This is a genomic window from Oceanobacillus sp. FSL W7-1293 (assembly GCF_037969815.1).
Taxonomy (GTDB): domain Bacteria; phylum Bacillota; class Bacilli; order Bacillales; family Amphibacillaceae; genus Oceanobacillus; species Oceanobacillus oncorhynchi.
This window is the reverse complement of the sequence record NZ_CP150212.1, coordinates 3,856,024-3,881,144: the sequence shown is the minus strand read 5'-3', so window position 1 is coordinate 3,881,144 and position 25,121 is coordinate 3,856,024. Positions and strand designations below refer to the sequence as shown.

Genomic DNA, 25,121 nt, shown 5'->3' with positions numbered 1-25,121 from the left:
ATTGGGGAATAGATATGGTGAAAAATTTTGTTTATTTTGTATTGTTTGTCCTGGCAGTTATTGCGACGGCTGAGTTGATTGGTATTCAATCGTTTACGGTTGGTTCCATGACCATCTCGATGCTTCCGTTAGTATTTGCAATTGCGATTGCAATGATTCTGGGGATGCCATTCTTGCGAAAAGGAATTTTGAAAAAGATTTACAGCAAGAAGAATGTTGATTTTGCAAGTAAATATTTAATTTTTATTATGCTTCCATTAATGGCCCGGTACGGGTCCGATGTTGCTCCGCAGATCAGAGAGATTCTGCAGGTCGGCTGGGTGTTTATCATTCAGGAGATTGGTAATCTGGGAACTGTTCTTTTCGGGCTGCCGATTGCTATATTGATAGGCTTGCGTCGTGAAGCAATTGGGGCAACATTAGGAATAGGAAGAGAAGGGGAGCTCGCGTATATTTCCGAAAAGTATACGCTTGAATCGCCGGAAGGGCGGGGAGTTATCTCGCTTTATGTGATTGGTACGTTATTCGGGACGATGTTCTTTAGTATTTTTGCGCCGGTTTTACTTGATTTCGGTATTCGTGTCGAAGCACTTGCAATGGCATCTGGAGTAGGTTCAGGAAGTATGATGAGTGCTGCATCTGCCACATTGGTAGCAAGGGTTCCTGAATTGGAAAATACCATTTTAGCCTATGCTTCCGCCAGTCAGCTGTTAACCAGTTTTATAGGTACGTTTACGATGGTATTCCTTGCCGCACCATTGCAGCAGGTTGTATATAAGTTCTTAGTTAGAGGTGACAAAAAATGAGCCCGACCATGCGCCGTTATATCCGATATGCACTCGTACTTTTATTAAGTGTAGCATTAATCTTATTTGCACAAGAAATCAAGCTGATAAAAAATCCAGATTCGACACCAATTACATCCATGACCTTTGTCGGGTTAGGAATCCTTTGGTTATTTTCATTTATGGGTGTAATTATTGCTGATCTTATGAAATTGGTTCCGATCAAAGTCATCCGTGATTTTCCTATCTTAGGCTGGGTATCAATTACGTCTTTAACGATGTGCCTGATTTCAGATTTTTTTGTGGAAGCAATTCAGTCTGTAGACTTTCTTGCGATTACGACACCGATTCTGACTGTTGCCGGGATTTCCGTAGCTAACCGGCTTGTTGATTTGCGGAGAACCTCCTGGAAAATTGCGATTGTTGCTGTCTTTGTATTTGCAGGAACGTATCTGTGCAGTGCCTTATTAGCACAGCTTGGACTTTTTTTCGCAGGTAATTAAATTTGATTTGAAAAGACTTTTCCTATAAACAGCAGGAAAAGTCTTTTTTTTAGATGGATAGATTAGCAAGAACGCTTACAGATTCCAGAACAAGTATGATAGACTTGAAGGTAGTAAAGTCTATCATACTCCATGTTTTTTTGATGGAATATCCGGTTTTCTTTGCCGGTCAGACGATAATAAACAGCCCTTGAAAGGATGAGCAGATGGAGCAGATACATCAAAAATTTAATCCTTATGCAATTGCAAGAGAATCCGTATACGCAAAAAAAGGGATGGTTGCGACGAGCCAGCCTTTGGCAGCAGAAGCGGGGTTAGGAATTTTGAAAAAAGGCGGCAATGCCATTGATGCTGCGATTGCGACAGCGGCCTGTTTAACGGTGGTAGAGCCGACATCCAATGGAATTGGCGGAGATGCGTTTGCCCTTGTATGGACAAAAGGGGAGCTGCATGGTTTGAATGGCAGCGGAAGGTCTCCTGAACATATTTCCATAGAAGCAGTCAAAGAAAAAGGATATGATGCGATTCCTCCATTTGGGTGGATACCTGTAACGGTGCCTGGTGTGCCTAAAGCATGGGCGGAATTATCCAGACGCTTTGGCAAATTGTCCTTAAAAGAAACGCTGCAGCCGGCTATTGAATATGCACGGGAAGGCTTTCCGGTATCGCCGATATTAGCACGCTTCTGGAAGAAATCCTATCAAATGTATCAAAAGGAAGAAGGCTATGATTTTGCTGCCTGGTTTGAAACTTTTGCACCCGACGGCAGAGCTCCTAAAGTGGGGGAAATCTGGAAATCAGCTGATCATGCAGCGACGTTAGAAGCGATTGCAGAGACGGATGCAGCTTCTTTTTATGAAGGAGAGCTGGCTGATAAAATTGCCCGGGCCTCAGAGGAAGCTGGCGGCTTTTTAACAAAGACGGATTTAGAAAAGCATGAAACAGAATGGGTAACTCCGATAAAGGTCAATTACCGGGGGCATGATATTTGGGAGATTCCTCCGAACGGGCAGGGAATCATTGCACTGAAGGCGTTGAATATTTTAAAGGGCTATTCGATGACAGCCAAGGAATCGGTAGATACATATCATAAGCAAATGGAAGCGATGAAGCTGGCATTTGAAGACGGGAAGCGGCATATTACCGAGGAAATCCAAATGCGCTATACAACGAAGCAGCTCTTGAGTGAGGAATACGCGGCTTCGAGAAGGGCATTGATTGGCGAGGAAGCGATCCTTCCTAATGCAGGCGATCCTGCTGGCAGCGGAACGGTTTATTTAGCAACAGCAGATGAAGAAGGGAATATGGTTTCCTTTATCCAGAGTAATTATAAGGGCTTTGGTTCAGGAGTAGTGATTCCCGGAACAGGGATTGCGATGCAAAATCGAGGATGGGATTTCTCTATGGATGAGACGCACGTCAATGTGCTGGCAGGCGGGAAAAGAACCTATCATACGATTATTCCCGGTTTTATTACAAAGAACAATGAAGCAATTGGCCCATTCGGCGTGATGGGCGGGTTTATGCAGCCGCAGGGACATGTTCAGGTTGTGATGAATACGATTGATTTTGGACTTCATCCGCAGGCTGCTTTGGATGCACCGAGATGGCAATGGTTGAAAGAGAAAAGGATAGAGGTAGAGCATCGATTTCCGTATACGATTGCTCAAGAATTGCGTCAAAAAGGACATGATATACACATACAGCTGGAGCCGAACAGCTTCGGACGCGGGCAAATCATCTGGCGCAACCCGGAAACCGGCGTGCTCTCTGGAGGAACCGAGTCCAGAGCAGACGGGCATATCGCTGTATGGTAGTACAAGCTTGAAAATGTGATAAAGAAGGATTGTTATATTCATGAAAAAGCAATGGGATATTTTTATCGCTTTCTTCCGAATAGGAATGCTGGGCTTCGGCGGCGGGCCGGCCTCGATCCCGCTTATGCGGAAGGAAGCTGTCGAGAAGTATAAATGGCTGGATGAGGACGAATTTACTGATATGTTATCCATCAGCAATACCCTGCCTGGACCGATAGCCACCAAGCTGGCAGGCTATATCGGCTATCGTGTCTCCGGCTGGATTGGTATGCTGAATGCGTTGGTTGCTTCTGTGATTCCAACGGTTTTATTAGTTATTATTTTATTAAGAACGCTATCAGAGGTCCGCGAATTTGATTGGGTGAAGGGCATGACTGCAGCGGTGGTAGCTGTTGTCGGGATGATGATGGCCGTTCTGACGTGGCAGTTTCTTCATAAAGCGGGAAAAGGTCTCGGCTGGATACGTGCGATTATCATGATTGCGGTGATATTTGTAGTGCTAAATTACCTGCATATTCATCCGGGTATTGTGATTGGATTTCTCTTAATTATCGCTTTTGCTCTTCCGGTGAAAAAGAAGGAGAAAGAAGGTGAACGCTCATGATTTTATGGGATATTTTTGTTGCTTTCTTTATTCCGGGGATCATCGGCTATGGAGGCGGTCCTGCTTCGATAACCCTGGTCGAAAATGAGGTCGTGCGTAATTATGGCTGGATGTCTGTGCAAGAATTTGGAGAGGTGCTGGCCTTTGCCAATTCACTGCCCGGACCGATAGCCACCAAAATGGCAGGATACGTCGGCTATGAATTAGGCGGTGTGGCAGGCTCCATTGTCGGAATCTTTGCCACAGTTGCCCCTTCGTTGATTTTAATGATTTTACTGGGTGGCATTTTACTCAAATATAAAAAATCAGAACGCGTCCATCGGCTGACGGTATTTGTCCAGCCGGTTATTGCAGTGCTGCTGGGTGTGATTGCCTGGAATTTCTGGACGGAAGCATATATCAGTATTGGTCTGCTGCAAACAGCCATTATTGTTGTTATCAGTTTTTATCTGATAGAAATAAAACAGGTGCATCCGGCGTTTATTATTGCTGGAGCTATGTTATATGGCGGCTTTTTCTTGTGAAATTGCTTGGTCAAAAAAATGAAGAACATGATAATTTGTTGAGGCTTAACAGAGACATTTTGTTGGAAAGGATATATCTTACCTGTCTGGCAGATGTCTCTTTTTTTCCATTTAACGCTATATCGCATCTCTTTTCCTATCCAAGCATGACAACCTTCTAATATTATTTTGGCAACAAACACGTGACAAAGTTGCATTTTGATTAGGTTGTTTTCCCTTGATGACACGGCATAAAATAAAGATAAGAAATGAATTCAAAAGGGAAAGGAGTTTAACAATATGTCAACACAAAACGGTGGATTACGTGCAAAAGTACAAAAATTTGGAAGTAACCTCAGTGGAATGATTATGCCGAACATCGGTGCTTTTATTGCTTGGGGGTTAATTACAGCTTTATTTATTCCGGATGGCTGGATTCCAAATGAAACGATGGCTAGCTTAGTTGATCCAATGATTAAATATTTATTGCCATTATTGATTGGTTTCACAGGCGGACGTATGGTCTATGATTTCCGTGGAGGAGTTGTAGGTGCCATTGCGACAATGGGGGTTATTGTCGGAGCAGAACAGCCAATGTTCCTTGGAGCGATGGTAATGGGCCCGTTAGCCGGTTATCTGATGAAGAAAGTGGATGATCTATTTCAGGCAAAAATTCGCCAGGGCTTTGAAATGTTATATAATAATTTCTCATCTGGTATTTTAGCCGCTATCCTTGCGATGATTGCTGTAGCTGGAATTGGACCAATCGTTTCCGGCTTAACAAATGCTTTAGGAAGAGGTGTTGAAGCTATTGTCAGTGCGGGTTTATTACCGTTAACCAGTATTATTCTCGAACCTGCCAAGACACTATTTTTAAATAATGCGATTAACCACGGTATTCTGACACCGCTTGGATCAGAACAGTCATTAGAAACAGGAAAATCTATTCTGTTCCTTCTTGAAGCGAATCCTGGACCTGGTCTAGGAATATTACTTGCTTTTGCTTTCTTTGGAAAAGGCGTATCCAAAGCATCTGCGCCAGGGGCAGCAATTATTCAATTCTTAGGTGGTATTCATGAAATTTATTTCCCTTATATCTTAATGAAGCCTACGTTAATTATTGCAGCCATTTTTGGTGGTATGTCAGGAATATTTACACTTCAATTATTTGATGCAGGGTTGAGAGCTGCTGCTTCACCAGGAAGTATTTTCGCTGTTATATTCATGACACCTGCTAACAGTTATGTGGGAGTTATCTTAAGTGTTATTATAGCAACTGCCGTTTCCTTTGGTATCGCTTCCCTTATCCTGAAGACTTCAAAAGGCGGGGAAGAGGATCTTACCGCTTCTACTGAAAAAATGGAAGCAATGAAAGGAAAGAAAAGCAGTGTCAGCAGTTCTCTGACAGGGGAAAAGGAAGAAGCGGATATCGAAACACCTGTGAAGGACTCAACAGAAGTGAATAAAATTATTTTTGCATGTGATGCCGGAATGGGCTCAAGTGCAATGGGAGCTTCCTTATTAAAGAATAAATTCAAGAAAAACGATATTGCCATCGATGTAACCAATAAAGCAATAAATGAAATCCCGGATGATGCGGATATTATCATTACGCAAAAAACACTGACAGACAGGGCGAAAGCAAAACGTCCGGATGCAGAGCATATTTCTGTCGATAATTTCTTAAACAGTCCGCGCTACGATGAATTGGTCGAACGGTTAAAGGATTGATGTGTTCTGTGCAGTTATAATAAAGTAATAGCCTTCTCTATTAAGGGAAGGCTATCTGCGGAAGGGAGGTGAATGGCAATGTATCTTACTAGTCGTGAACGAAATATCCTGTCTTTTTTACTATCGGATGAAGAAGAAAAAACAGTAAAACAAGTAGCGGATAAACTGAACGTCAGTACCAGAACCATTCACCGTGAACTAAAGAAATTAGAGGATGTATTAGCAGCTTATCAACTGACTTTTTATAAAAAGGCAGGTTCTGGAATTACGATTAACGGAAAGTTGCAGAAGAAGCAGCAATTAAAAGAACAGGTCGCACTGCTGGACGGGGTCGAATTATCGGAAGAAGAAAGACAATCTATTTTATTAAATACTTTAATTCAGGTTCATGAGCCGATTAAATTATTTACCCTTTCCAGTGAATTGAATGTGACGATCGCTACAATTTCTCAGGATTTGGATAACATTGAGAAGCGTATCCAGACTTTTGATTTAGAGCTTGTCCGGAAAAAAGGATATGGCGTAGAAATTCAAGGGGATGAAGTGAAAAAACGGGCTGTATTAAGTAATTTAATCTCCCGTCATATTGATCTATTTGAATTTGTGGAGAAAATCAAAGCAAAAAATAAGGAAGAAAAAGCAAAGGGTGAAACGATTTCTGACCGGTTATTAGGTCTCGTTGACCCGCTGAAATTAGAAAAAATAGAAGAGCAGGTGCAGGCAATCGGCAGGGAGCTTCCTTATCATTTGGCGGACAGTGCGTATGTCGGGCTGGTTGTTCATTTGGCGCTTGCGATTGAAAGACTGCAAAAAGGAGATACCATCCATTTTGATGAGGGGTATAAACAGGAGATTCAGGGGAAGCAGGAATACCACATTGCAGCTAAATTAATTGAAAAACTGGAGACTGCTTTTTCCATCGAGATTCCGGAGAACGAGATTGGCTATATTACGATGCATTTAATGGGAGCAAAGCTTAGAGAAAATCAATCCTATTTGCTGGAAGAGGCCAGTATGGATCTGGCACATCGGGTGAAGGAGCTCATTCGCAAAGCAGGAGAAGAGCTGCAGATTGATTTATCGGCAAATAACCGCTTTTTAAACGATTTAACCACGCATTTAAAGCCAGCTATCTATCGAATGAAACAGCAGATGAATATTCATAATCCGATGCTGGCAGAAATCAAACGGGATTATATGGAGCTTTTCGAAATAATTGAAGCATGTACTGCATCTGTCTTTCCGGAGTTGCAGATTCCGGAAGAAGAAATTGCTTATATTGTCCTGCATTTTGCAGCGACACTTCTGCAGACCGAGGAGCGTCAAGATGTACGTGTTCTGGTTATTTGTTCCACAGGGATTGGGACATCAAAAATGCTGGCCACCAAATTAGAACGTAAATTTCCAGAAATAGAGCTGGCCAGGCACCAATCCATTTTTGATTTAAAGCAAGAGGAGCTTTTAGAATATGATGTCATTGTTTCGACCGTTCTTTTAGAAAATTTGAATCAAAGCTATGTGCATATTTCACCGATGCTGACAGAGGACGAGGCTGCCAAAGTGAAGACAGCCATCCGAAAAGCAGCATTAACACGGCCTTCATCATCAGTGAAAACAAATAAGATGATGGAAGGAGATTTTCTAGTAAACCTTCAAGAAATGCATCGTTATTCAGACATCATTTTACAGGTGTTAAACCGGTTTAAATTATTTCATCTGAAAGAAGGGAAGCGGCCTTTCTTGGCATCTATTTGTCTTCAATTACAGCAGCACGGCCTGATTGAAAATCAAAGAATCCTGTTTGAAAAATTGACCAAGAGAGAAGCTCAGGGAGGTTTAGGGATTCCTGATTCTAAGCTTGCTTTATTTCATACCAGATCGGATACGATTAACGGGCCGGGATTCTATGTTTTTCAATTGCCTAAAAAGGAAGAAGTAGAGGCAATGGACGGAACAAAGATGGATGTATCCCGTATTTTGATTATGCTTGCTCCGGAAGCTGTGCATCCGGAAGCATTAGATATTTTAAGCTTTATCAGCGGTTTGATTATTCAGGATGATGCCTATCTGCAGCTGCTTCAGGAAGCAGAGGAAAAAGAAATTAAGCAAGCTTTGACAAAGCAGTTTCAATTATTTATTCAGGAAAAGTTTTACCAAGAGGAAAACCGTTAATTAAGATAAGTAGTTACCTTATCCAAGTTTTAAAAAAGGAGTGCATATCCATGACAAAAGAAATTTTAAGCGCAGAGAATATTGAATTAGGTGTACAGCTCGCATCCAAGGAGGAAGCGGTTCGTTACGTTGGCGGCATTTTATTAAATAACGGCTATGTAAAAGAAAACTATATTGATAAGATGCTGGAGCGTGAAGCGATCGCAACGACATTTATGGGAAATGCATTAGCTATTCCGCACGGTACAGAAGATGCGAAAAAAGAAGTTTTAGCAACTGGACTGTCAGTTGTCACGGTTCCAGACGGCGTTGATTTTGGCGATGGAAATATCGTAAAACTGTTGATTGGTATTGCGGGAAAAGGAGATGAGCATTTAGAAATATTATCGCAGATTGCTATTATCTGCTCAGAAGAAGAGAATGTGGAGAAATTGACGCAGGCAGCTTCTAAGGAGGAAATTATAGCAACCCTTAATGAGGTGAATGACTAATGAAGGCGGTTCACTTCGGTGCAGGAAATATCGGCAGGGGCTTTATTGGACTTTTACTGGATCAGTCAGGGTACGAGGTTACCTTTGTAGATGTTAACGAAGCGATTATCTCAAGCATTAATCAAAACAAATCATATCAGGTTCATTTTGCAGATGAAGCAAGTGATGCGGTTACTGTAGAACATATTTCTGGCATTAACAGTATAGAGGATCCGAAGGCTGTGACGAATGCTATCATCGATGCGGATATCGTTACAACCGCTGTCGGGCCGAATATTTTGCCTGTCATCGCAAAAGCGATTGCCAAAGGACTTGTGGAAAGAATCGATATTCGCCGCGAGCCGCTTGCCATCATTGCCTGCGAAAATATGATTGGCGGGAGTACGTTATTAAAGGAATATGTTTATCAGGAAATCAGTGAAACAGATCAGGAAGGCTTTGACGATTTATTTGGTTTTCCAGATGCGGCAGTGGATAGAATTGTACCGAATCAAACAAATGCGAATTTGCTGGATGTTCGTGTGGAGCCTTATTATGAATGGGTCGTGGAGAAGACATTTATCCAAGGCGAGCTACCTGATATAAAAGGAATCACCTACGTTGAAGAGCTTGGGCCCTATATTGAGCGGAAGCTGTTTACTGTTAATACCGGGCATGCCGCGACAGCTTATTTGGGAAGTTATCATGGATATGAAACCATTGACGGAGCGCTGCAGGATAAAGCGGTGACGGATACCTTAAACGGTGTGTTACAGGAGACTGGCCAGGCTTTAATAGAGGCCTATGGATTTGATGCCAAAGCACATGGAGCCTATATTCAAAAAATCATCGGCCGATTCCAAAATCCGCATATTTCTGATGAAGTAACCCGTGTGGGCAGAGGGCCGGTTCGCAAGCTTGGGCCGAAAGACCGCTTTGTACGGCCGGCAAGTATGTATTTGGAATTTACATCTGCTGCGCCGGCATATTTAGCCAAAGCGATGGCAGCTGCTTTACGGTTTCAAAATAAAAGCGATGAAGAAGCAGTGAAGCTTCAAAGAATGATTCAAAAAAATGGGCCGGCAGCAGCTTTTGCAGAGGTGAGCGGGTTAGAACAGAATCATCCGATTACGGAAGCGGTCATGCTGGAGTATGAGAAGCTGCGCTAAATGATATATTAGCTAGATAGAAAAAGCATGGAAATACAGCCTTTCCATGCTTTTTCGTTAATCTATTTCACCAGCCCAAGCTTTTTCAACCCATTAAAAATACCTGAATCTGTCACCGATGTTGTTTGAAAGTCCGCATATTCCACTAATCTGGAATCGGCATTTCCCATAGCAATGCCTGTGCCGACAAACTGAAGCATTTCTTTATCATTCATTCCGTCTCCAAAAGCAATTACCTCAGAAGGAGAGATATTCAGATGCTCCAGCATGTGCTTAATAGCGATTCCTTTATTAACAGAAGTCCGAAGCACATCATAGGATTCACTCGCATGAGGTACGTTTACCTTGGAGAGGTGATAATCCTCGGTGATTTCAAAGTCCTTTACCTGCTCTTCTGTCACATTAATTGCGGAAGCAGAAACAATTTTATCTGAGACATCCGGTGTGAAGATTTTATTTTGATGCAGCTGGAATACGTTATTGAAATCCTCCACATACGGATTCGTTAGAGAAGTGAAGTAGTTATTTTCGGTTGTGTAGAGCACCAGCTCACTTTCACTTTGACCGGCAATGGATACCATTTTTTCTACATCCTCTTGTTTCATCGGTGCGTTAAAAATAACATCACCTTGATGAAGCGCGTAGGCGCCGTTATAGGTAACCGTGGAAGTAATCTCAAAATTAGAGGCTAAATTTTGGATATCCACAAACGGTCTGCCTGTGCATAAAAACACATCCAACCCAGCAGATTTTACTTGCCGGATTGCTTCTTGCGTGGATGGCGTGTAGGTGTGGTCCGGCTGCAGGATGGTTCCGTCAATATCTAAAAATAATGCGCGATAAGTCATTGTAATCTCCTTTTCTCCTTAAAACTACTCCTATTTTATCATAATGTCAGGGCAAAACCCAGCAGACAAAAAAAGAGAGAAGCCTTCTTTATCAGCTTCTCACCTAAATGTGTTATAGCGCCTGATCGTCAACCTGATCAAGCCAATTTTCAATAAAATCAACCGCTGCTTCGACCGTTCCTTCTTCAAAAGGAGACGCTAAACCGGCAGATTGAACAAGCTCTAAAAATGGCCTGGAGCCGCCGAGTTTGCACAGGTCCAGATAGTCCTGCCATGCTGTTTCCCGATTTTCCTGTGATTTCTTTAAAAATTGAAAGGCGCAGATTTGTGCAAGCGTATAATCGATATAATAAAACGGGTCCTCATAGATATGCCCCTGCTTCTGCCAGAAAGCACCTGATTCTAAGCTTTCTATTCCATCGTAATCGCGATGCGGCAGGTATTTCTTTTCCAGATTGCGCCAAGCCTGATTACGCTCCTCTGGTGTCCAGTCCGGATTTTCATAAACAAGATGCTGGAATTCATCTACTGCAACGCCATATGGCAGAAATTGAATTGCGTCAGAGAGATGTGCATACTTATATTTGTCCACATCCTCTTGAAAGAAATTTTCCATCCATGGATATGTGAAAAATTCCATACTCATCGAGTGTATTTCGGCGGACTCGCTTGTCGGAAAATAATATTCTGGTACCGAAAAATGGCGGCTGGAATAAGCCTGAAAAGCATGTCCTGCTTCATGCGTTAAGACATCGATATCTCCAGAGGTTCCATTAAAATTAGAGAAAATAAACGGAGACTGATAATCTTCAATATACGTGCAATATCCGCCGCTTTCCTTGCCTTTCTTTGCCTCTAAATCCAGCAGCTCGCGGTCCAGCATAAACTGAAAGAATGCGCTGGTTTCATCTGATAATTCATCATACATTTGCTTGCCATTTTCAATAATCCAATCCGGATTGCCCTTCGGAACGGCATTTCCAGAAGCGAAAACAAAGGCTTCATCATAGAATTTCAAGGAATCTACACCAATGCGTTTAGCCTGCTTTTCATAAAGCTTTGTAGCAATCGGTACAATGACTTCCTCCACTTGTTTGCGGTAACGCTGGACCATTTCTGCGTTATAATCAACACGCTGCATGCGAAGATAGCCAACATCAACAAAGTTTTTAAACCTTAGCTTTTCCGCAATTTGTTGACGTGTTTTCACTAAATCGTCATAGAGACGATCCAGCTTTTCTTTATTCTCTGCAAAAAAGCTCTGTCTGGCCTCCAGTGCTTCCTTTCGGGTTTGGCGGTCCGGGTCCTCTGCAAATGGGCCGAGCTGGGCCAGCGTATACGACTTACCCCGGAATTCAATGTCTGCAGATGCAATTAATTTGGAGTAAGCAGATGTCAGCTTATTTTCTGTCTGCAGCAGTGGAATGATTTCTTTCGAGAAAGCCTTGATTTCGCATTCCGCCAAATCAAATAATTGGGAACCATACTTATCTCGAAGCTGGGCTTCATAAGGAGATTTCAGGAGTTCTTTATAAAAAGCGGTAGATAATTCCTGAATTTCCGGAAGATGCGCATCAAAAAAATCCCGTTCCTCGTGATAAAATGCATCGCGGGTATCGATGGAAGCACGGATGAATACAAGATTATACATGGTTGAAAGGTGATTTCGGATCGCGTTAATGGTATCAATAACAGCAATTGCCTGCTCCATGGAAGCAGCGTTTTGGAATTGCTCCAGCTTTTGATAAAAATCCTCTTTCACTTTCGGGAGATCTGGTCGTTCATAGGCGTAATTTGCGAACGTTTGCATGTTTCCTCCTCCTTGTGTTCATGTCATAGAAATATATACCAATTATAAGTATACCTCCATTTATGGGAATTGTATTCTATTTTTGCACTTTAAGTATAAAGAATTAAAGGAATAAAGTATAAATGCAGTGCTTTTGATGGGGCGAGTAATCGCAGCAACGGTTTTAATAGACCGAGTAATCGCAGGTCTCAATGTTGTCAGGTTAATGCGACCGCTGCGGAAAAACAAGGAAAGTGTAGCGTTTTTCTGAAGTGGCAGCTATTAATATTAACTCAACTTTCGTACCTAAGAATAAGCATATATTGCTATTCCAGGGTGAACATGTTCTCCATTACTTTGCTTGCATTTTGGTGAAATATCCGGACTTTTTGGAATTGATGATGGTGCATAGCTCCGCTCCGGCCAACCACTCCGCTTTCCGACGTACAAATGTTTTCGATGGGACGAGTAACCGCAGTCCCAGTCCCAACTAAGGCATTCGTGAATGCCAAGTTTTCTTTAGAAGAAAAAGTGCTATCTTGCGTTTCCTGCATGTTACCTTCTATTTATTCGAATAATTTCAAAATACATATTGCATATTTAATCATTTTAGTGCATATTTATTATATGTTATTTCTCATCAAAAAGTTTCTTACGATAATTGTAGATTAGTATATTTCATGATATTAAATAAAAGGGGCAGTACATAAAAATGAAAAATTTACTGAAAGATAAGGAATATATTTTAGAAAATATGCCCAAAGGTTTTTATACTTGTTCAAAAAGCCTGGGAATCAAGGATGAAACGCTGGATTTCACGGTTATATTATCAACAGAGCCGGCAAATGCGGCTGCCATGTTCACACAAAGCCGATTTTGCGGAGCGCCTATTCCTATTGGAAAGCAAAATGTTGCGAATGGAAAATTACAATGCTTTGCAATCAATAGTAAAAATGCCAATGTAGCGACTGGAGAAGAAGGCATAAAAAATGTGATTGAGCTAAATGAATTAATTGCGGCGGAATTAGACATCGCTCCAGGGGATATTTTACCTTCATCAACAGGAGTGATAGGGTACCAGCTGCCAATGGACAAGATGCGGGCTGGCATAAAAAATCTTAAAAATAATATGGTGGAAGGCGGATTAGATAAATCGGCGGAAGCAATAATGACAACAGATACTTATCCCAAGTTAAAAATGTGCAAGATTGGTGATGCTACCCTGGTTGGAATGGCGAAGGGCTCCGGAATGATCGAGCCGAATATGGCTACGATGCTTTCTTATTTTGTTACAGATGCAGCTATTTCTGCAGATGAGCTGGAGAAATTATTGAAGGAAGCGGTCAATCAATCATTTAATATGGTCAGTATTGATACGGACACGAGTACAAGCGATACGGTAGCAATCATGGCAAACGGAGCTGCTGGAAAGGTGGATTTACAAGCATTCAAAGAAGCACTGACGGCAATGAGTATCGGTCTGGCTAAAGAAATTGCCCGTGACGGAGAAGGAGCGACCAAGCTGGTGGAGGTAACTGTAAATGAAGCTGCCAGTTTTCAGCAAGCGAAGAAGATAGGGAAAAGCATTGTTAACTCACCGCTTGTGAAAACGGCTATTTTTGGAGAAGACGCCAATTGGGGGCGTATCGCCATGGCAATCGGAAAATGTGAAGATGAAATAGAGGTAGATTTGGAAAAGATAGCAATTTATTTTGGAGATACCTTAATTTATCAAGGAAAACCGATTGGCGATAAGGAGAACCTGGACCAAATTCAATCCTATCTGGAGAATCCGGAAATAAAGATAACGGTGTCTCTAGCGCTGGGGACAGAACAAGCTACTGTCTGGGGATGCGATTTGTCTTATGATTATGTACGAATTAATGGCGAATATACAACCTGATACCTTTTCAATATTCCTCCCTGTGCAGATGAGATGAATATTGACTTTCTTATTCTTCAATTGTAGACTAAAAGTAGTGTAATTAATTAATGGCGGGGTGAGGAAATGGTAGAAGCAGTTATCACATTTGGAGCTATTTTAACAGCGATTACAGCACTTATCAGTATTTTTCTCGTTAGAATGACTTCCAAAGAATCCCATGCTGGTTATTATCCAAATCTATTCTTGGCACTTGTGGGAATTTTATTGATTCTTGTAGCATCAATCGCACCAAAAGTTGATTTTGCAGGAGCTGGATTTGGCGGAATTGGAATTGCTTGTATGTTTGCGGGAGCAATTGGATTCATTATATCAGCAGTTCTGGACGCTTACAAAAGTGTAGAAGCATAAAAATAAAAGCAATGTCTGTTCGAAAAAGCAGACATTGCTTTTATTTTTATGACTGGATTATTCCACTTTAATGATTTGTTCATTTTCCTGTTTGATTTGTCCCCGCTTTAATAATGTTCCTACTGCACGTTTAAAAGCAGATTTACTGATTTGAAATGTGGCCCGGATTTCTTCGGGATCGCTTTTATCATGAAAAGGGATGGCGCCGTTATTCGCTTCCAGATGCTTTAAAATCGCATCTGCATCATCGGATAAACTATCCTGCTTCAGCGGGCGGAGAGAGACATTAATGGATCCGTCTTCTTTCACGGCAATCACTCTTCCTTCAACTACTTGTCCGACGCGAGGTTCCATTTTTCGCTCTGTTCGATGGATAAAACCGCGGTAGCCTTCACTGGTGATGATCGCTGCCCCTTCTTTATTCGTATAATAAACAGTGCCGATAACCGTCTGCTGGTTCAGCTGTTCCGGTGCGGCAAAGACATTATTCGCAATAATATTTTCAGATGCAGGTACTCCCAACAGGCGTCCTTTTTTATCAAGCTGCAGCGTGATATATAAACGATCTCCGGAACGCGGCCAGCTTTCCTGGAATAAAGGCAGGGAGTCTTTGGAAACAAGAATATCCTTCGAGGTGCCGATGTTGACGAAAACACCTAAACGGGGAAGAACACCCACAACCTCCGCCCAATCATATAATCCAAGCGTGACAGAGGGTAAATATGTAGTGGCATTTACCTGTTCTTTTTTATTTACATAGAGGAAGACATCAACAGATTGGTCCAGCTCTAAGACGGATTGTGCTTCGTTATGATGAAGCAGCACTTCTTCTCCATAAGCAGATAAAACATATCCAGTATCTATTTTTCGTAAAACGGTCATGGCTATAATGGAACCGATTGGCAAGTCTGTCGGCATATTAGATGCTCCTTTCAAAAATATGTGAAATTTGGAAAAGGGATACTCTCTTTAAAGAGTACCCCTTTATGATTAAAGTAACACGTGATATCAAAATTAATTTTAAGTTGGAACATAAAATTCAGGAGAAATTAAATTCATTCCTAAATCATATGATTCGTTTATTTGTCCTGACTCAGTTAGATTTGCTGAGCCATCTATCCGTATAACGCTTACGGAATGTCCGCGGTAAATATTCTAAAATCATCTTTTCTAACTTAAGCAATGCAGCCCCAAACCTTCTGCTGCATCCTTGCGGCCCCTTAGCCGCGCCAGTGTGAATAAGCATTTACAAAAAGCTTCACAGAATGCCAAATCACAACTGTTACTTCTTAACTTTACTAGTATGTACGTTTTCTTTTGATTTGTCAACTTTTTTTAGTGTGTGAGGTTTTTTGAAGGGAATTTACAGCTGATGACAGTTTGGCATAAAAATATAGTTGACGCCATATGATACACTTGAATTAATTGAAAAAAAGCGTGGAGATGTACATATGTTATTATTTATTGAAGTTATTTTACCGATTATGGCTGTTTTTGCAACTGGATTTATCCTGCAGCGTATCCGTGTGTTGGATGTGCGGTCGGTGTCTGCTGTCTGTTTATATATCCTGTCACCAGCGCTGGTATTTGTCACGTTGTATGATGCAGAATTTGATTCTGGATTTTTAGTGATTCTCATTTATATGTTTGCCTTATTTTATGTCATGGTATTTATTAATAAAATGCTGGCAAAAATCTTTGGCTGGGACGGCAATAAAGAGAGTGCAGCCATTCTTTCAACTGGCTTTATGAACTCGGGGAATTATGGTCTGCCGGTAGTTTTATATAGTATCGGCAATGCAGCAGTGCCTTATGCCATTTTTATCATGGTAGTTCAGTCCCTGCAGAATAATTTTTTTGGCATTTACTATGCATCCAGAAGTACGAGCGGGATGCGGAGAGCATTTATGAACATCCTAAAAATGCCGACAACCTATGCGGCGATATTAGCCTTTTTCTTTTCGCTGCAATCTATTACAATACCAGATTATATCCATTCTACAATCGAAATGGTCGGAGACGCCGCTATTCCTGTGATGATGATTATGCTCGGTATGCAGCTGGGATCATTAACGGCATTAAAGATAGATTGGCAGGTTGTGCTTTCTTCCGTTACCTTAAAAATGATTGCCGCACCAATTCTGGCAGCCATCTTTGTCTGGCTTGTGCCGATGGATCCGTTGATCGGGACGGTATTGATTATTATTTCTGCCATGCCGACAGCTGCAACAACTACAATGTATGCCATTGAATTTGATACAGAGCCGGAGCTTGTATCAACGATTACGTTTATCTCGACGGTAGTCAGTATTGTTACGATTACGATTCTATTAAATATAGTTGCTTAGAAATAAGAGTAAACATGTTTGTTGATTTAATTTAAAAAATGATTTTGCTTTATAAAAAGGATAGTGTCTGACTGATTTTAATTGAGTTAGACACTATCCTTTCTTATTTATCTAGTAAAAAGGCTGTTTTAATAAAAGAAATGAACTAAAAAAGAGAAAAAATCCATTTTATTTTTAAAAAATGGTGGAAATATTCATTTTAATTGTTATAATAATTTTATAACTTATCAATCAACATATATTCCTTTTTCTCATTGTGAATATTTCGATATACTATATAACCAAGGGGATAATAATAAAAGTATACTTCATAAGTATTGTATCGTTTGGAGGATATCGAAAAAGGAGAGGATACGAAATTGAATAAACAGAAAGAATTTCATAATGAAGTTCAATTTATAGCTAAAATATCAAGCTATCAGAATGCATTTACAAAATCGGAAAAAAAAGTATCAGATTTTGTACAGGCAAATATGGAATCAACCATATATATGACTGTAACGGAATTAGCGGAACGTATTGGCGTGGGAGAAACAACAGTTTTACGTTTTTGCAGAAAAATGGGGTTTAAAGGGTACCAATCTTTTAAAATGGCTGTTACAAAAGAAGTTGCGAAGTCTTCCCATGATGTTTTTGATGAAGCCAAAAAAGAAGAGTTTAATGAAGCAGATGAGGTACAGTTTATCGTTCAAAAAACACTGGCTAATAATGTTCAGTCTTTAAAAGAGACAGCGAGTATCCTCGATATCAAGGAATTAGAAAAAGCCATTCAGTATATTATCACAAGTAAACGAATCGTCTTTTATGGGGTGGGGGTATCCGGGAATACAGCTGCAGATGCCAGAGATAAATTTATTCGAATTGGACAATCCACCGAAGCATTTGTTGACTCTCATATTCAAGCAATGTCTGCAACAACACTAACAGAGGAAGATATGGCAATAGGCATTTCTGTAAGCGGTAGCACAAAGGATACCGTCGATGCTTTAAAGATTGCTAAGGAAAAAGGAGCAAAAATTTTATCCATTACTCATTTTACTCGTTCACCAATTACGAAATTATCAGACGTTGTTCTATTAACTGGTGGAAGAGAAACTGCCCTCCAAGGCGGATCGATGTCTGCAAAAATTGCACAATTATTTGTGATTGATATATTGTGTAATGGTGTTGCCGGAAAATTAAAAGATGAAGCACTTCAATTTAAAGAAGCGACAGCAAAAGCGGTAGCTGATAAAGCTTATTAATGAAATGGTAATATATACTAAATGGAGAAAGAGGCTGAAAAAAATGAAACATATTCCGTTGAATATGCTGAGAAAAAATCTGTCAGATATTCCTCAGTTTTCTTTGCCAGATGGATATAGCATCCGCTTCTATGAAAAAGGTGATGAACGTCATTGGGCAAAAATTGAAACAAGCGTCGATGAATTTAAGGACGAAGCAGCAGCACTAGCGTACTTTGAGAAGGAATTTGGTCTGTTTACAGATGAAATGACAAAGCGTTGCCTGTTTGTTGAAAATGAAGATGGAGAAGAAATAGCGACAACTACTGCCTGGCATGGTGATTTAAGAGGGGATGGAGAAATCAGTGGAAGAATTCACTGGGTAGGCGTTACACCAGCATATCAAGGTAAAAAACTCGCGAAGCCTTTAATGACAGCAGCAATGAACACCTTGGCTGAATACCATTCTAAAGCATATCTCACAACACAAACAACAAGTTTCCAAGCAATTAATATGTATTTAAATTACGGTTTTGAACCATATCTTATGGAACCGACTTGTGAGGAAGGCTGGAGATTAATGGAGCAAAAACTGGAACGAAAAATTTTAAAACGTTATTAAAGGAGGAAGACAATGATTAAGGCAGCTATTTTTGATTTCGACGGCCTCATTCTAGATACAGAAACTGCTTGGTTCGATGCTTATAGAGAGGTTCTTCATAATCAATTTCAATTTGATTTACCACTTGAAGAATTTGTGAAATGTGTTGGTTCAGATGATACTGTGCTTTTCTCTTATCTGCAGAAAGAATTAGACTACCAGTTGAATACAGGATCTATTCGTAACGAAGCTCGAAAACTTCATAGTCAATATGTGAGTGATGCAAAAGCGAGAGAAGGTGTGGTAGATTATCTGAGAGATGCAAAAAATGAAGGTTTAACGGTCTCCCTAGCAACGAGTTCAACAACCAAATGGGCAACAACACATTTAACAAATTTAAACTTGCTTTCTTATTTTGATTTTTTGGTAACTCAGGATATGGTAAAAAGAGTGAAACCAGCGCCGGACATATTTTTAAAAACACTTGAAAAATTAGATTTAGAAGCACACGAGGCAGTGGTTTTTGAGGATTCCTTAAATGGTTTAGTTGCTGCACAGGAGGTAAAACTTCCTACAGTAATTATACCGAATCCAGTTACTGCTGCATTACCTTTTGAAAATTATCATTTAAAATTAAATTCGATGACTGATATGTCGTTACATGAAATTTTAAAATCATTAAATAAATAAATTTGAAAATTATATTGCATGCAAATGGAAAGAAGGTTAGGTGGAGAGATGTTAAAGGATTTGGAAGGTGGATTAGTTGTATCCTGCCAAGCTTTAGAAGGTGAGCCAATGCATGGCTCATCTCATATGGCTTCGATGGCTCTGGCAGCAGAACAGGGAGGAGCAGCAGGAATTCGTGCAAATGGACCAGAAGACATTCAGGCAATTAAGGTAAAAGTTGATCTACCGGTTATTGGTATTTTAAAAAAGCAATATCCTGGTTTTCAAGCTTTTATAACAAGTACAAAAGAAGATGCAAAATTAGTTGCAGAAGCTGGTGCCGATATTATAGCTATTGATGCAACGAACGGCAAAAGAAAAGAAGACTTGCCAAAATTAATTGAATATATAAAAAAAGATCTAAATAAACTGGTGATGGCAGATGTGGCAACGCTTCAGGAAGGGGTTCAAGCAGAGTCTCTGGGATGTGATATGGTAGGTACAACGTTATCTGGATATACAAAAGATACAAAAGGGAGACCTAGACCAGATTTTTGCTTGATGGAAAGTTTGGTGGATACATTGAAGGTACCTGTGATTGCAGAAGGAAATATTGATACACCGGAAAAAGCTAAAAAAGCAATGGATATCGGTGTAGCATTTGTCGTAGTAGGTGCAGCAATTACCAGGCCGCAGTTGATCACGAGAAAATTTGCAGAAAGGCTGAAAAGAAAATGAGAAATGCAATAGGGATAGATATTGGCGGCACAAAAATAGCGATGGGTTTAGTTCAAGAAAATGGAATATTATTAAAAAAGGAGGAATTTACCACCTTGAAAAAAGAAAAAGGTGAGAAAATCCTTCGTGTGATAACAGATAGAATCCCTTCCTTCTATGACGAAAATACAACAGGTATTGGCATTGGATCGGCTGGGCAGATTGGACATTCCGGCAAGGTACTTTCAGCGACAGATACGTTCAGTGATTGGCAGGGCCTGCCGATTCAAACTTGGTTAGAAAATGAAACAGGATACCGGGTTGCTGTTGTTAACGATGTGCAGGCAATGGGGTTAGGAGAACAGTATTTTGGAGCAGGCAGAGATGTAAAGAATTTTCTTTGTGTAGCGATAGGAACTGGAATTGGCGGAGCGATTATAGCAGATGGACAACTCCTGCGTGGACATGCTGGAGCTGCAGGCGAAGTTGGACATATGGTTCTATATCCAAACGGCCGGGAATGTCCATGCGGAAATAAAGGCTGCTTTGAAGCGTATGCTTCCGGAACAGCGTTAGAAGCAATGTATGCAGAAAATTTTAAGGAGGTGAAGAAAGGACAGGAAATTTTTGCAGAGGCTTTAGGTGATAATGAGAATGCAGCTTTCATCATCAATCAATATATAGAAAATTTAGCTATTGGAATGACATCGTTGACAAATATTTTTAATCCGGAAAAAATCATTCTGGGGGGCGGGGTATCCGGCTCATTAGTACCATTCATCACAGATATACGACAGCAGGTTCGCAGTCAAGTAAATAAAATCAATAAAGATGTAGAGATTGAATTATCAATGCTTGGCGGAGATGCCATGATAATAGGTGCAGCAAGTTTAGTATTTTAATTGGAACTATCAAATATAAAGGAGATGTTTTGTGTTGAATAAATTAAATGTAGCTGTAATCGGTATGGGAGTAATGGGGCAATCACATGCAAGGATTTATTCGGAGCTTCCTCATGTGAATTTAGTAGCAGTCCACGATATTAATCAGGAGCATGCAGAAAATTTGGCTGAACAATTTCGGACAACGGCTGTTCATAGTTTAGAAGAATTGTTGAAAGATGAGAATGTGCATGCAGTCAGTATTTGTACATCAGATGATCAGCATTTTGATGTTGCCTGTAAAGCTTGTAACTTTCATAAACATATTCTGATTGAAAAACCATTGGCTGATAATGTAGCGGATGCTCAAGGGATTATTGATAAAGTGAAAGAAACTGGTGTGAAAATGATGGTCGGTCACACATTGCGCTGGGATCCGAGATATTACAATGCGAAACAGGCGGTGGCAGCAGGGAAAATCGGCGAACCTGTCCATCTTCATTCCCGGCGTAACAATTCCTATCAGAATGGAAGAAGATTAAAAGGAAGAACATCTGTCGTCATGTTTTTAGGTGTTCATGATTTAGAAGCTATTGAATGGATTACCGAAGATAAGATTGTGGAAGTTTCTGCAGTTGAAGTAAGAAAGCGCTTAAAAGAATTTAATGTTGCAGATGCTATTATAACAACATTAAAATTTGAATCTGGAACAATTGGCAGCTATGAGACGAGCTGGGTTTTACCGGATAATCATGTAGAACTGGATGCCAAGCTTGATATTATCGGAACGGACGGTGTTATCAATATTGATATTCTCGACCAGTCTATCCGGGTATTTGAAAAAGGTAATAAGATTACGTTCCCGGACACCATGTATGGAGTGGATTTATATGGGACACAGACTGGAATCATGAAGGAAGAGCTAAGTTCTTTTGTAGATAGCGTTCTGAATGATAAAGAATTTCCTATTCTAGTAGAAGAGGCCTTAAGAGCAGTTAAAATTGTCAGAAGTATTGAAAAATCACTTGAAACTGGTCAGCCAGTGAAAGTAGATCAATAAAAAAGCTGATCATAACAAAAGGGGTTGTAACGAATGAGCGGGCAAAAGAAGAGTATTCGTTCAAGGATTCAAACGTATGGCAGTAATTTAAGCAGTATGATTATACCTAATCTTGGAGCTTTTATCGCATGGGGAATCTTAACAGCGATTGCTGTACCGACACAACTGGAGCTTTTTACTAATTTTATCAGTCCAATGCTAAATTATCTGCTTCCATTACTGATTGGTTTTACCGGTGGACGTATCCTCCATGATTTTCGCGGAGGGGTCGTAGGTGCTGTTGCAACAATGGGAGTCATTGTTGCAGCAGATATACCAATGTTTATTGGGGCAATGATTATGGGACCGCTAGGCGGATTAGCAATTAAAAAGTTTGATCAGCTCTTTGAAGGTAAAATCAAGTCGGGGTTTGAATTATTGGTTAATAATTTTTCAGCTGGAATTATCGGAGCAATACTAGCATTATTTGGTTCAATCGCTATTGGTCCATTTGTGAATGCGCTTACCAGGTTGTTAGGAGCAGGAGTAGACTTTTTAGTAAGCCACGGTCTTCTTCCGCTTGTCAGTATTTTTATTGAGCCGGCAAAAGTAATGTTTCTTAACAATGCAATCAATCAAGGTATCTTAAATCCAATCGCAAGTAGTCAGATAGAAGAAACTGGTAAGTCTGTGCTATATTTACTCGAAGCCAACCCTGGTCCAGGTCTAGGTATATTGCTGGCATTTATGCTTTTTGGTAAAGGAGCAACGAAAGCATCAGCTTATGGCGCTGGAATTATCCATTTTATTGGCGGAATCCATGAGATTTATTTCCCGTATGTATTAATGAAGCCAACACTGATTATTGCTGCTATTTTAGGGGGAATGACAGGTATATTTACGTTAACAATGTTTGATGCTGGCTTAGTGAGTGTAGCCTCTCCGGGAAGTATTATCTCTATCTTATTAATGACGGCTACGGACAGTTATATCGGTGTTATTTTAAGTGTTCTGTTTGCTACTGCAGTATCTTTTGCTATTGCATCGGTTATTCTTAAGTTTGATAAAAAAGTCGATAGTGAAGATTTGGTAGAAGCAAGTAAAAAAATGGAAGCGATCAAAGGGAAGAAGAGCAGTGTTGTTTCTGGCTTGAATAATTCAAACCAGACAGAAAATAATGAAACAATCGATTTTGGAAATGTAAAGCATATTATATTTGCTTGTGACGCAGGTCTTGGGTCAAGTGCAATGGGGGCTTCATTGGTTAAAAAGAAACTGAAGGATGCAGGGTACGAGGAGATTACTGTTAAAAATATTGCTATCAGCAATTTGCCGACTGAGGCAGATATTATGTTTACACATAAAGAGCTTACAGACCGTGCGAAAAAGAAGCAGCCAGATGTTTATCATGTATCTATTGATAACTTCTTAAACAGTCCATCCTATGATGAAGTTGTAGAACATATTAAAGCTGCCCGAAGCTTAGACAGAGAGAAAAAAGTTGATAAACTATTGACAGAAGAAAATATAAAACTGTCTGGTGAAGCGAAGAATAAAGAGCAGGCGATAGCCGAAGCCGGCAGAATCCTTGTGGAACAAGGTTGCGTTTCTGAAGAATATGTTGAGAAAATGTTTGAAAGAGAAAAAAGCGTATCAACCTATATGGGAAACCTCTTAGCTATTCCTCATGGTACAGATGATGCGAAAGAAGCAGTTTACCAATCTGGTTTAGCAATCGTAGTTTATGAAAATTCGATAGATTGGGACGGAAATGAAGTGAGGTTAGTTATTGGCATTGCTGGAAAAGGAAATGAGCACTTGGAGATATTGTCTTCTATTGCTACTAGCTGCTCTGAATTAGAAAATGTAGAGCAATTGATTAATATAAAAAATAAGAAGGATGTTATAGCATTTTTTTCAGAAACAGAAGATTAATCTTTAAGTATAATATAAAATCACCGTATCGAATTTATATTTTAAAATACATTCGATACGGTGATTTTGTCTGTAACCCTTAAATTGGACTTTGAATTAATTAGACAGCTTTAGAAAAGTTTAATGGGCAAGGCAGGATAACAGATACTTAAGTTAGACATTGAAAATATTCCAGCACCCCAGCGTAATCAGAAATACAGATGGTAAAAAAGATAAACGCTGTAAGGCAGGTATTCTCCATAAATAACTTCCGAACATGATTCCGCTAAATAAAAACAATCCACTCATGCCGGCTGTTAATAACGCGGTAATCAGCGGGGAGTATCCAAGCATCGCAGCGCCGATTCCGGCACCAAATGCATCGAGAGCTAAAGCGAAACCTAATAGAATGGATTCGTTAATAGAGATAATACCTGACTTATCTAAATCGGCTTCTTTTGGACGAGTGAGCACAGTTTTCATATTTTCAAATTTAACATTGGAAGAAGCGTGATCTCCATTTTTGGCTGCTTCCGTTTCTCGTGAGCGAAACATGGAAATAAGGGAGAAGAAGCCTAAAAAGATAAGAATCCCTCCGCCAAGCATGCTGGCTCCCTGAGGAGAAATAAAGGAACGTAAGAAATCGCCTACCTCCATCGATAGAAAGACAATCAATCCGGAGCAGAACATAATAACAAATAAAGAGAGAAGAGGCACTTTGATTTGCCGCATCCCATAGGTTATTCCTACACTAAATCCATCCAGACTTACCGCAATAACGAGTAAAAGCATACCTGTATATATCATACGTAACATCCTCTTTCTAATAGTGCATGCTCAAAAAAAATCAACTAAAGCGTTCATTGCTTATCATCCTGGAATTTTTGAACATCCTCTAATAAGTAGAAGTAAAAGCTTCAAAAAAGAGTATGAAGCCATGTCATTCCTGTAATTTTTGTGTATGATATTCTATGTTTTTGGGTGCAATGTGTGCCTTGGATGAACGTATTAGAAGGAAATATGTTAAAGTAGTAACAGACTAGAA

The 25,121-nt window shown here is 40.2% G+C and carries 24 protein-coding genes; 19 read left to right on the top strand and 5 right to left on the bottom strand.

Annotated features, from left to right (window positions below; all coding sequences use genetic code 11):
• Nucleotides 1–14: 14 nt before the first annotated feature.
• The 9 genes from MKY65_RS18995 (at nt 15) to MKY65_RS18955 (ending at nt 9,754) form a co-directional block, all read left to right on the top strand.
• A complete protein-coding gene (locus MKY65_RS18995; protein WP_339179597.1) occupies nt 15–806 on the top strand; it encodes a DUF3100 domain-containing protein in 792 nt (263 codons plus the stop codon).
• Entirely contained in the window at nt 803–1,288 is a 486-nt protein-coding gene (locus tag MKY65_RS18990) for a hypothetical protein (RefSeq protein ID WP_339179594.1), read from the top strand. The genes MKY65_RS18995 and MKY65_RS18990 overlap by 4 nt, the downstream gene beginning before the upstream one ends.
• Nucleotides 1,289–1,494: 206 nt before the next feature.
• Nucleotides 1,495–3,105 (top strand): gamma-glutamyltransferase family protein, encoded by a 1,611-nt coding sequence (locus tag MKY65_RS18985; RefSeq protein WP_339179591.1) that lies wholly within the window; start codon nt 1,495–1,497, stop codon nt 3,103–3,105.
• Nucleotides 3,106–3,145: 40 nt separating this feature from the next.
• The gene (locus MKY65_RS18980; RefSeq protein WP_339179590.1) at nt 3,146–3,709 is read left to right on the top strand and encodes a chromate transporter; all 564 of its coding nucleotides are present in this window, start codon (nt 3,146–3,148) and stop codon (nt 3,707–3,709) included.
• Nucleotides 3,706–4,233 (top strand): chromate transporter, encoded by a 528-nt coding sequence (locus MKY65_RS18975; protein WP_193065510.1) that lies wholly within the window; start codon nt 3,706–3,708, stop codon nt 4,231–4,233. Before MKY65_RS18980 ends, MKY65_RS18975 begins: the two co-directional genes overlap by 4 nt.
• A 279-nt stretch (nt 4,234–4,512) precedes the next feature.
• The gene (locus tag MKY65_RS18970; RefSeq protein ID WP_339179589.1) at nt 4,513–5,943 is read left to right on the top strand and encodes a PTS mannitol transporter subunit IICB; all 1,431 of its coding nucleotides are present in this window, start codon (nt 4,513–4,515) and stop codon (nt 5,941–5,943) included.
• 78 nt (nt 5,944–6,021) lie between these two features.
• Nucleotides 6,022–8,115, top strand: coding sequence for a BglG family transcription antiterminator (locus MKY65_RS18965; RefSeq protein ID WP_339179588.1), 2,094 nt, complete (start codon nt 6,022–6,024; stop codon nt 8,113–8,115).
• A 50-nt stretch (nt 8,116–8,165) separates the two neighbouring features.
• A complete protein-coding gene (locus MKY65_RS18960) occupies nt 8,166–8,606 on the top strand; it encodes a PTS sugar transporter subunit IIA (RefSeq protein WP_339179586.1) in 441 nt (146 codons plus the stop codon).
• Nucleotides 8,606–9,754: a mannitol-1-phosphate 5-dehydrogenase gene (locus MKY65_RS18955; protein ID WP_339179584.1), complete on the top strand. Its 1,149-nt coding sequence runs from the start codon at nt 8,606–8,608 to the stop codon at nt 9,752–9,754. Before MKY65_RS18960 ends, MKY65_RS18955 begins: the two co-directional genes overlap by 1 nt.
• Before the next feature lie 62 nt (nt 9,755–9,816).
• Here the strand turns inward: MKY65_RS18955 and MKY65_RS18950 are convergent, their stop codons facing one another.
• The 3 genes from MKY65_RS18950 to MKY65_RS18940 all read right to left on the bottom strand — a co-directional run bounded on the left by MKY65_RS18950 (nt 9,817) and on the right by MKY65_RS18940 (nt 12,945).
• Nucleotides 9,817–10,602 (bottom strand): HAD family hydrolase, encoded by a 786-nt coding sequence (locus MKY65_RS18950; protein WP_339179581.1) that lies wholly within the window; start codon nt 10,600–10,602, stop codon nt 9,817–9,819.
• Between the two features lie 112 nt (nt 10,603–10,714).
• Nucleotides 10,715–12,412: a M3 family oligoendopeptidase gene (locus tag MKY65_RS18945; RefSeq protein ID WP_339179579.1), complete on the bottom strand. Its 1,698-nt coding sequence runs from the start codon at nt 12,410–12,412 to the stop codon at nt 10,715–10,717.
• Between the two features lie 305 nt (nt 12,413–12,717).
• Entirely contained in the window at nt 12,718–12,945 is a 228-nt protein-coding gene (locus MKY65_RS18940; RefSeq protein WP_339179577.1) for a hypothetical protein, read from the bottom strand.
• A 158-nt stretch (nt 12,946–13,103) separates the two neighbouring features.
• Between MKY65_RS18940 and argJ the strand changes: the two genes are divergently transcribed.
• Nucleotides 13,104–14,294 (top strand): bifunctional glutamate N-acetyltransferase/amino-acid acetyltransferase ArgJ, encoded by a 1,191-nt coding sequence (argJ, locus tag MKY65_RS18935; protein ID WP_339179574.1) that lies wholly within the window; start codon nt 13,104–13,106, stop codon nt 14,292–14,294.
• 105 nt (nt 14,295–14,399) lie between these two features.
• The gene (locus tag MKY65_RS18930; protein ID WP_289584424.1) at nt 14,400–14,684 is read left to right on the top strand and encodes a hypothetical protein; all 285 of its coding nucleotides are present in this window, start codon (nt 14,400–14,402) and stop codon (nt 14,682–14,684) included.
• A 57-nt stretch (nt 14,685–14,741) separates the two neighbouring features.
• On the opposite strand, the gene MKY65_RS18925 is transcribed toward MKY65_RS18930, so the two are convergent.
• The gene (locus tag MKY65_RS18925; RefSeq protein WP_289584423.1) at nt 14,742–15,602 is read right to left on the bottom strand and encodes a S1-like domain-containing RNA-binding protein; all 861 of its coding nucleotides are present in this window, start codon (nt 15,600–15,602) and stop codon (nt 14,742–14,744) included.
• A 533-nt stretch (nt 15,603–16,135) separates the two neighbouring features.
• Here MKY65_RS18925 and MKY65_RS18920 point away from each other — a divergent pair.
• The 8 genes from MKY65_RS18920 (at nt 16,136) to MKY65_RS18885 (ending at nt 24,097) form a co-directional block, all read left to right on the top strand.
• Nucleotides 16,136–17,032, top strand: coding sequence for an AEC family transporter (locus tag MKY65_RS18920; RefSeq protein ID WP_339179567.1), 897 nt, complete (start codon nt 16,136–16,138; stop codon nt 17,030–17,032).
• Nucleotides 17,033–17,391: 359 nt separating this feature from the next.
• Entirely contained in the window at nt 17,392–18,276 is an 885-nt protein-coding gene (locus MKY65_RS18915; protein ID WP_339179565.1) for a MurR/RpiR family transcriptional regulator, read from the top strand.
• A gap of 43 nt (nt 18,277–18,319) precedes the next feature.
• Nucleotides 18,320–18,877 carry a GNAT family N-acetyltransferase gene (locus MKY65_RS18910; protein ID WP_339179564.1) on the top strand — a complete coding sequence of 186 codons (558 nt, stop codon included), beginning with the start codon at nt 18,320–18,322 and terminating at the stop codon, nt 18,875–18,877.
• A 12-nt stretch (nt 18,878–18,889) separates the two neighbouring features.
• Nucleotides 18,890–19,546, top strand: a complete 657-nt coding sequence (locus tag MKY65_RS18905; RefSeq protein ID WP_339179561.1) for an HAD-IA family hydrolase — start codon at nt 18,890–18,892, stop codon at nt 19,544–19,546.
• 48 nt (nt 19,547–19,594) lie between these two features.
• On the top strand, nt 19,595–20,263 hold the full coding sequence (locus MKY65_RS18900; RefSeq protein WP_339179559.1) for an N-acetylmannosamine-6-phosphate 2-epimerase: 669 nt from the start codon (nt 19,595–19,597) through the stop codon (nt 20,261–20,263).
• Nucleotides 20,260–21,144, top strand: coding sequence for an ROK family protein (locus MKY65_RS18895; RefSeq protein ID WP_339179556.1), 885 nt, complete (start codon nt 20,260–20,262; stop codon nt 21,142–21,144). The genes MKY65_RS18900 and MKY65_RS18895 overlap by 4 nt, the downstream gene beginning before the upstream one ends.
• A 34-nt stretch (nt 21,145–21,178) precedes the next feature.
• Complete coding sequence (locus MKY65_RS18890; RefSeq protein ID WP_256705006.1) at nt 21,179–22,183, top strand: Gfo/Idh/MocA family oxidoreductase; 1,005 nt, start codon at nt 21,179–21,181, stop codon at nt 22,181–22,183.
• A gap of 33 nt (nt 22,184–22,216) precedes the next feature.
• Complete coding sequence (locus tag MKY65_RS18885; protein ID WP_339179553.1) at nt 22,217–24,097, top strand: PTS mannitol transporter subunit IICBA; 1,881 nt, start codon at nt 22,217–22,219, stop codon at nt 24,095–24,097.
• Between the two features lie 153 nt (nt 24,098–24,250).
• On the opposite strand, the gene ytaF is transcribed toward MKY65_RS18885, so the two are convergent.
• On the bottom strand, nt 24,251–24,883 hold the full coding sequence (ytaF, locus tag MKY65_RS18880; protein WP_339179551.1) for a sporulation membrane protein YtaF: 633 nt from the start codon (nt 24,881–24,883) through the stop codon (nt 24,251–24,253).
• Between the last annotated feature and the right edge of the window lie 238 nt (nt 24,884–25,121).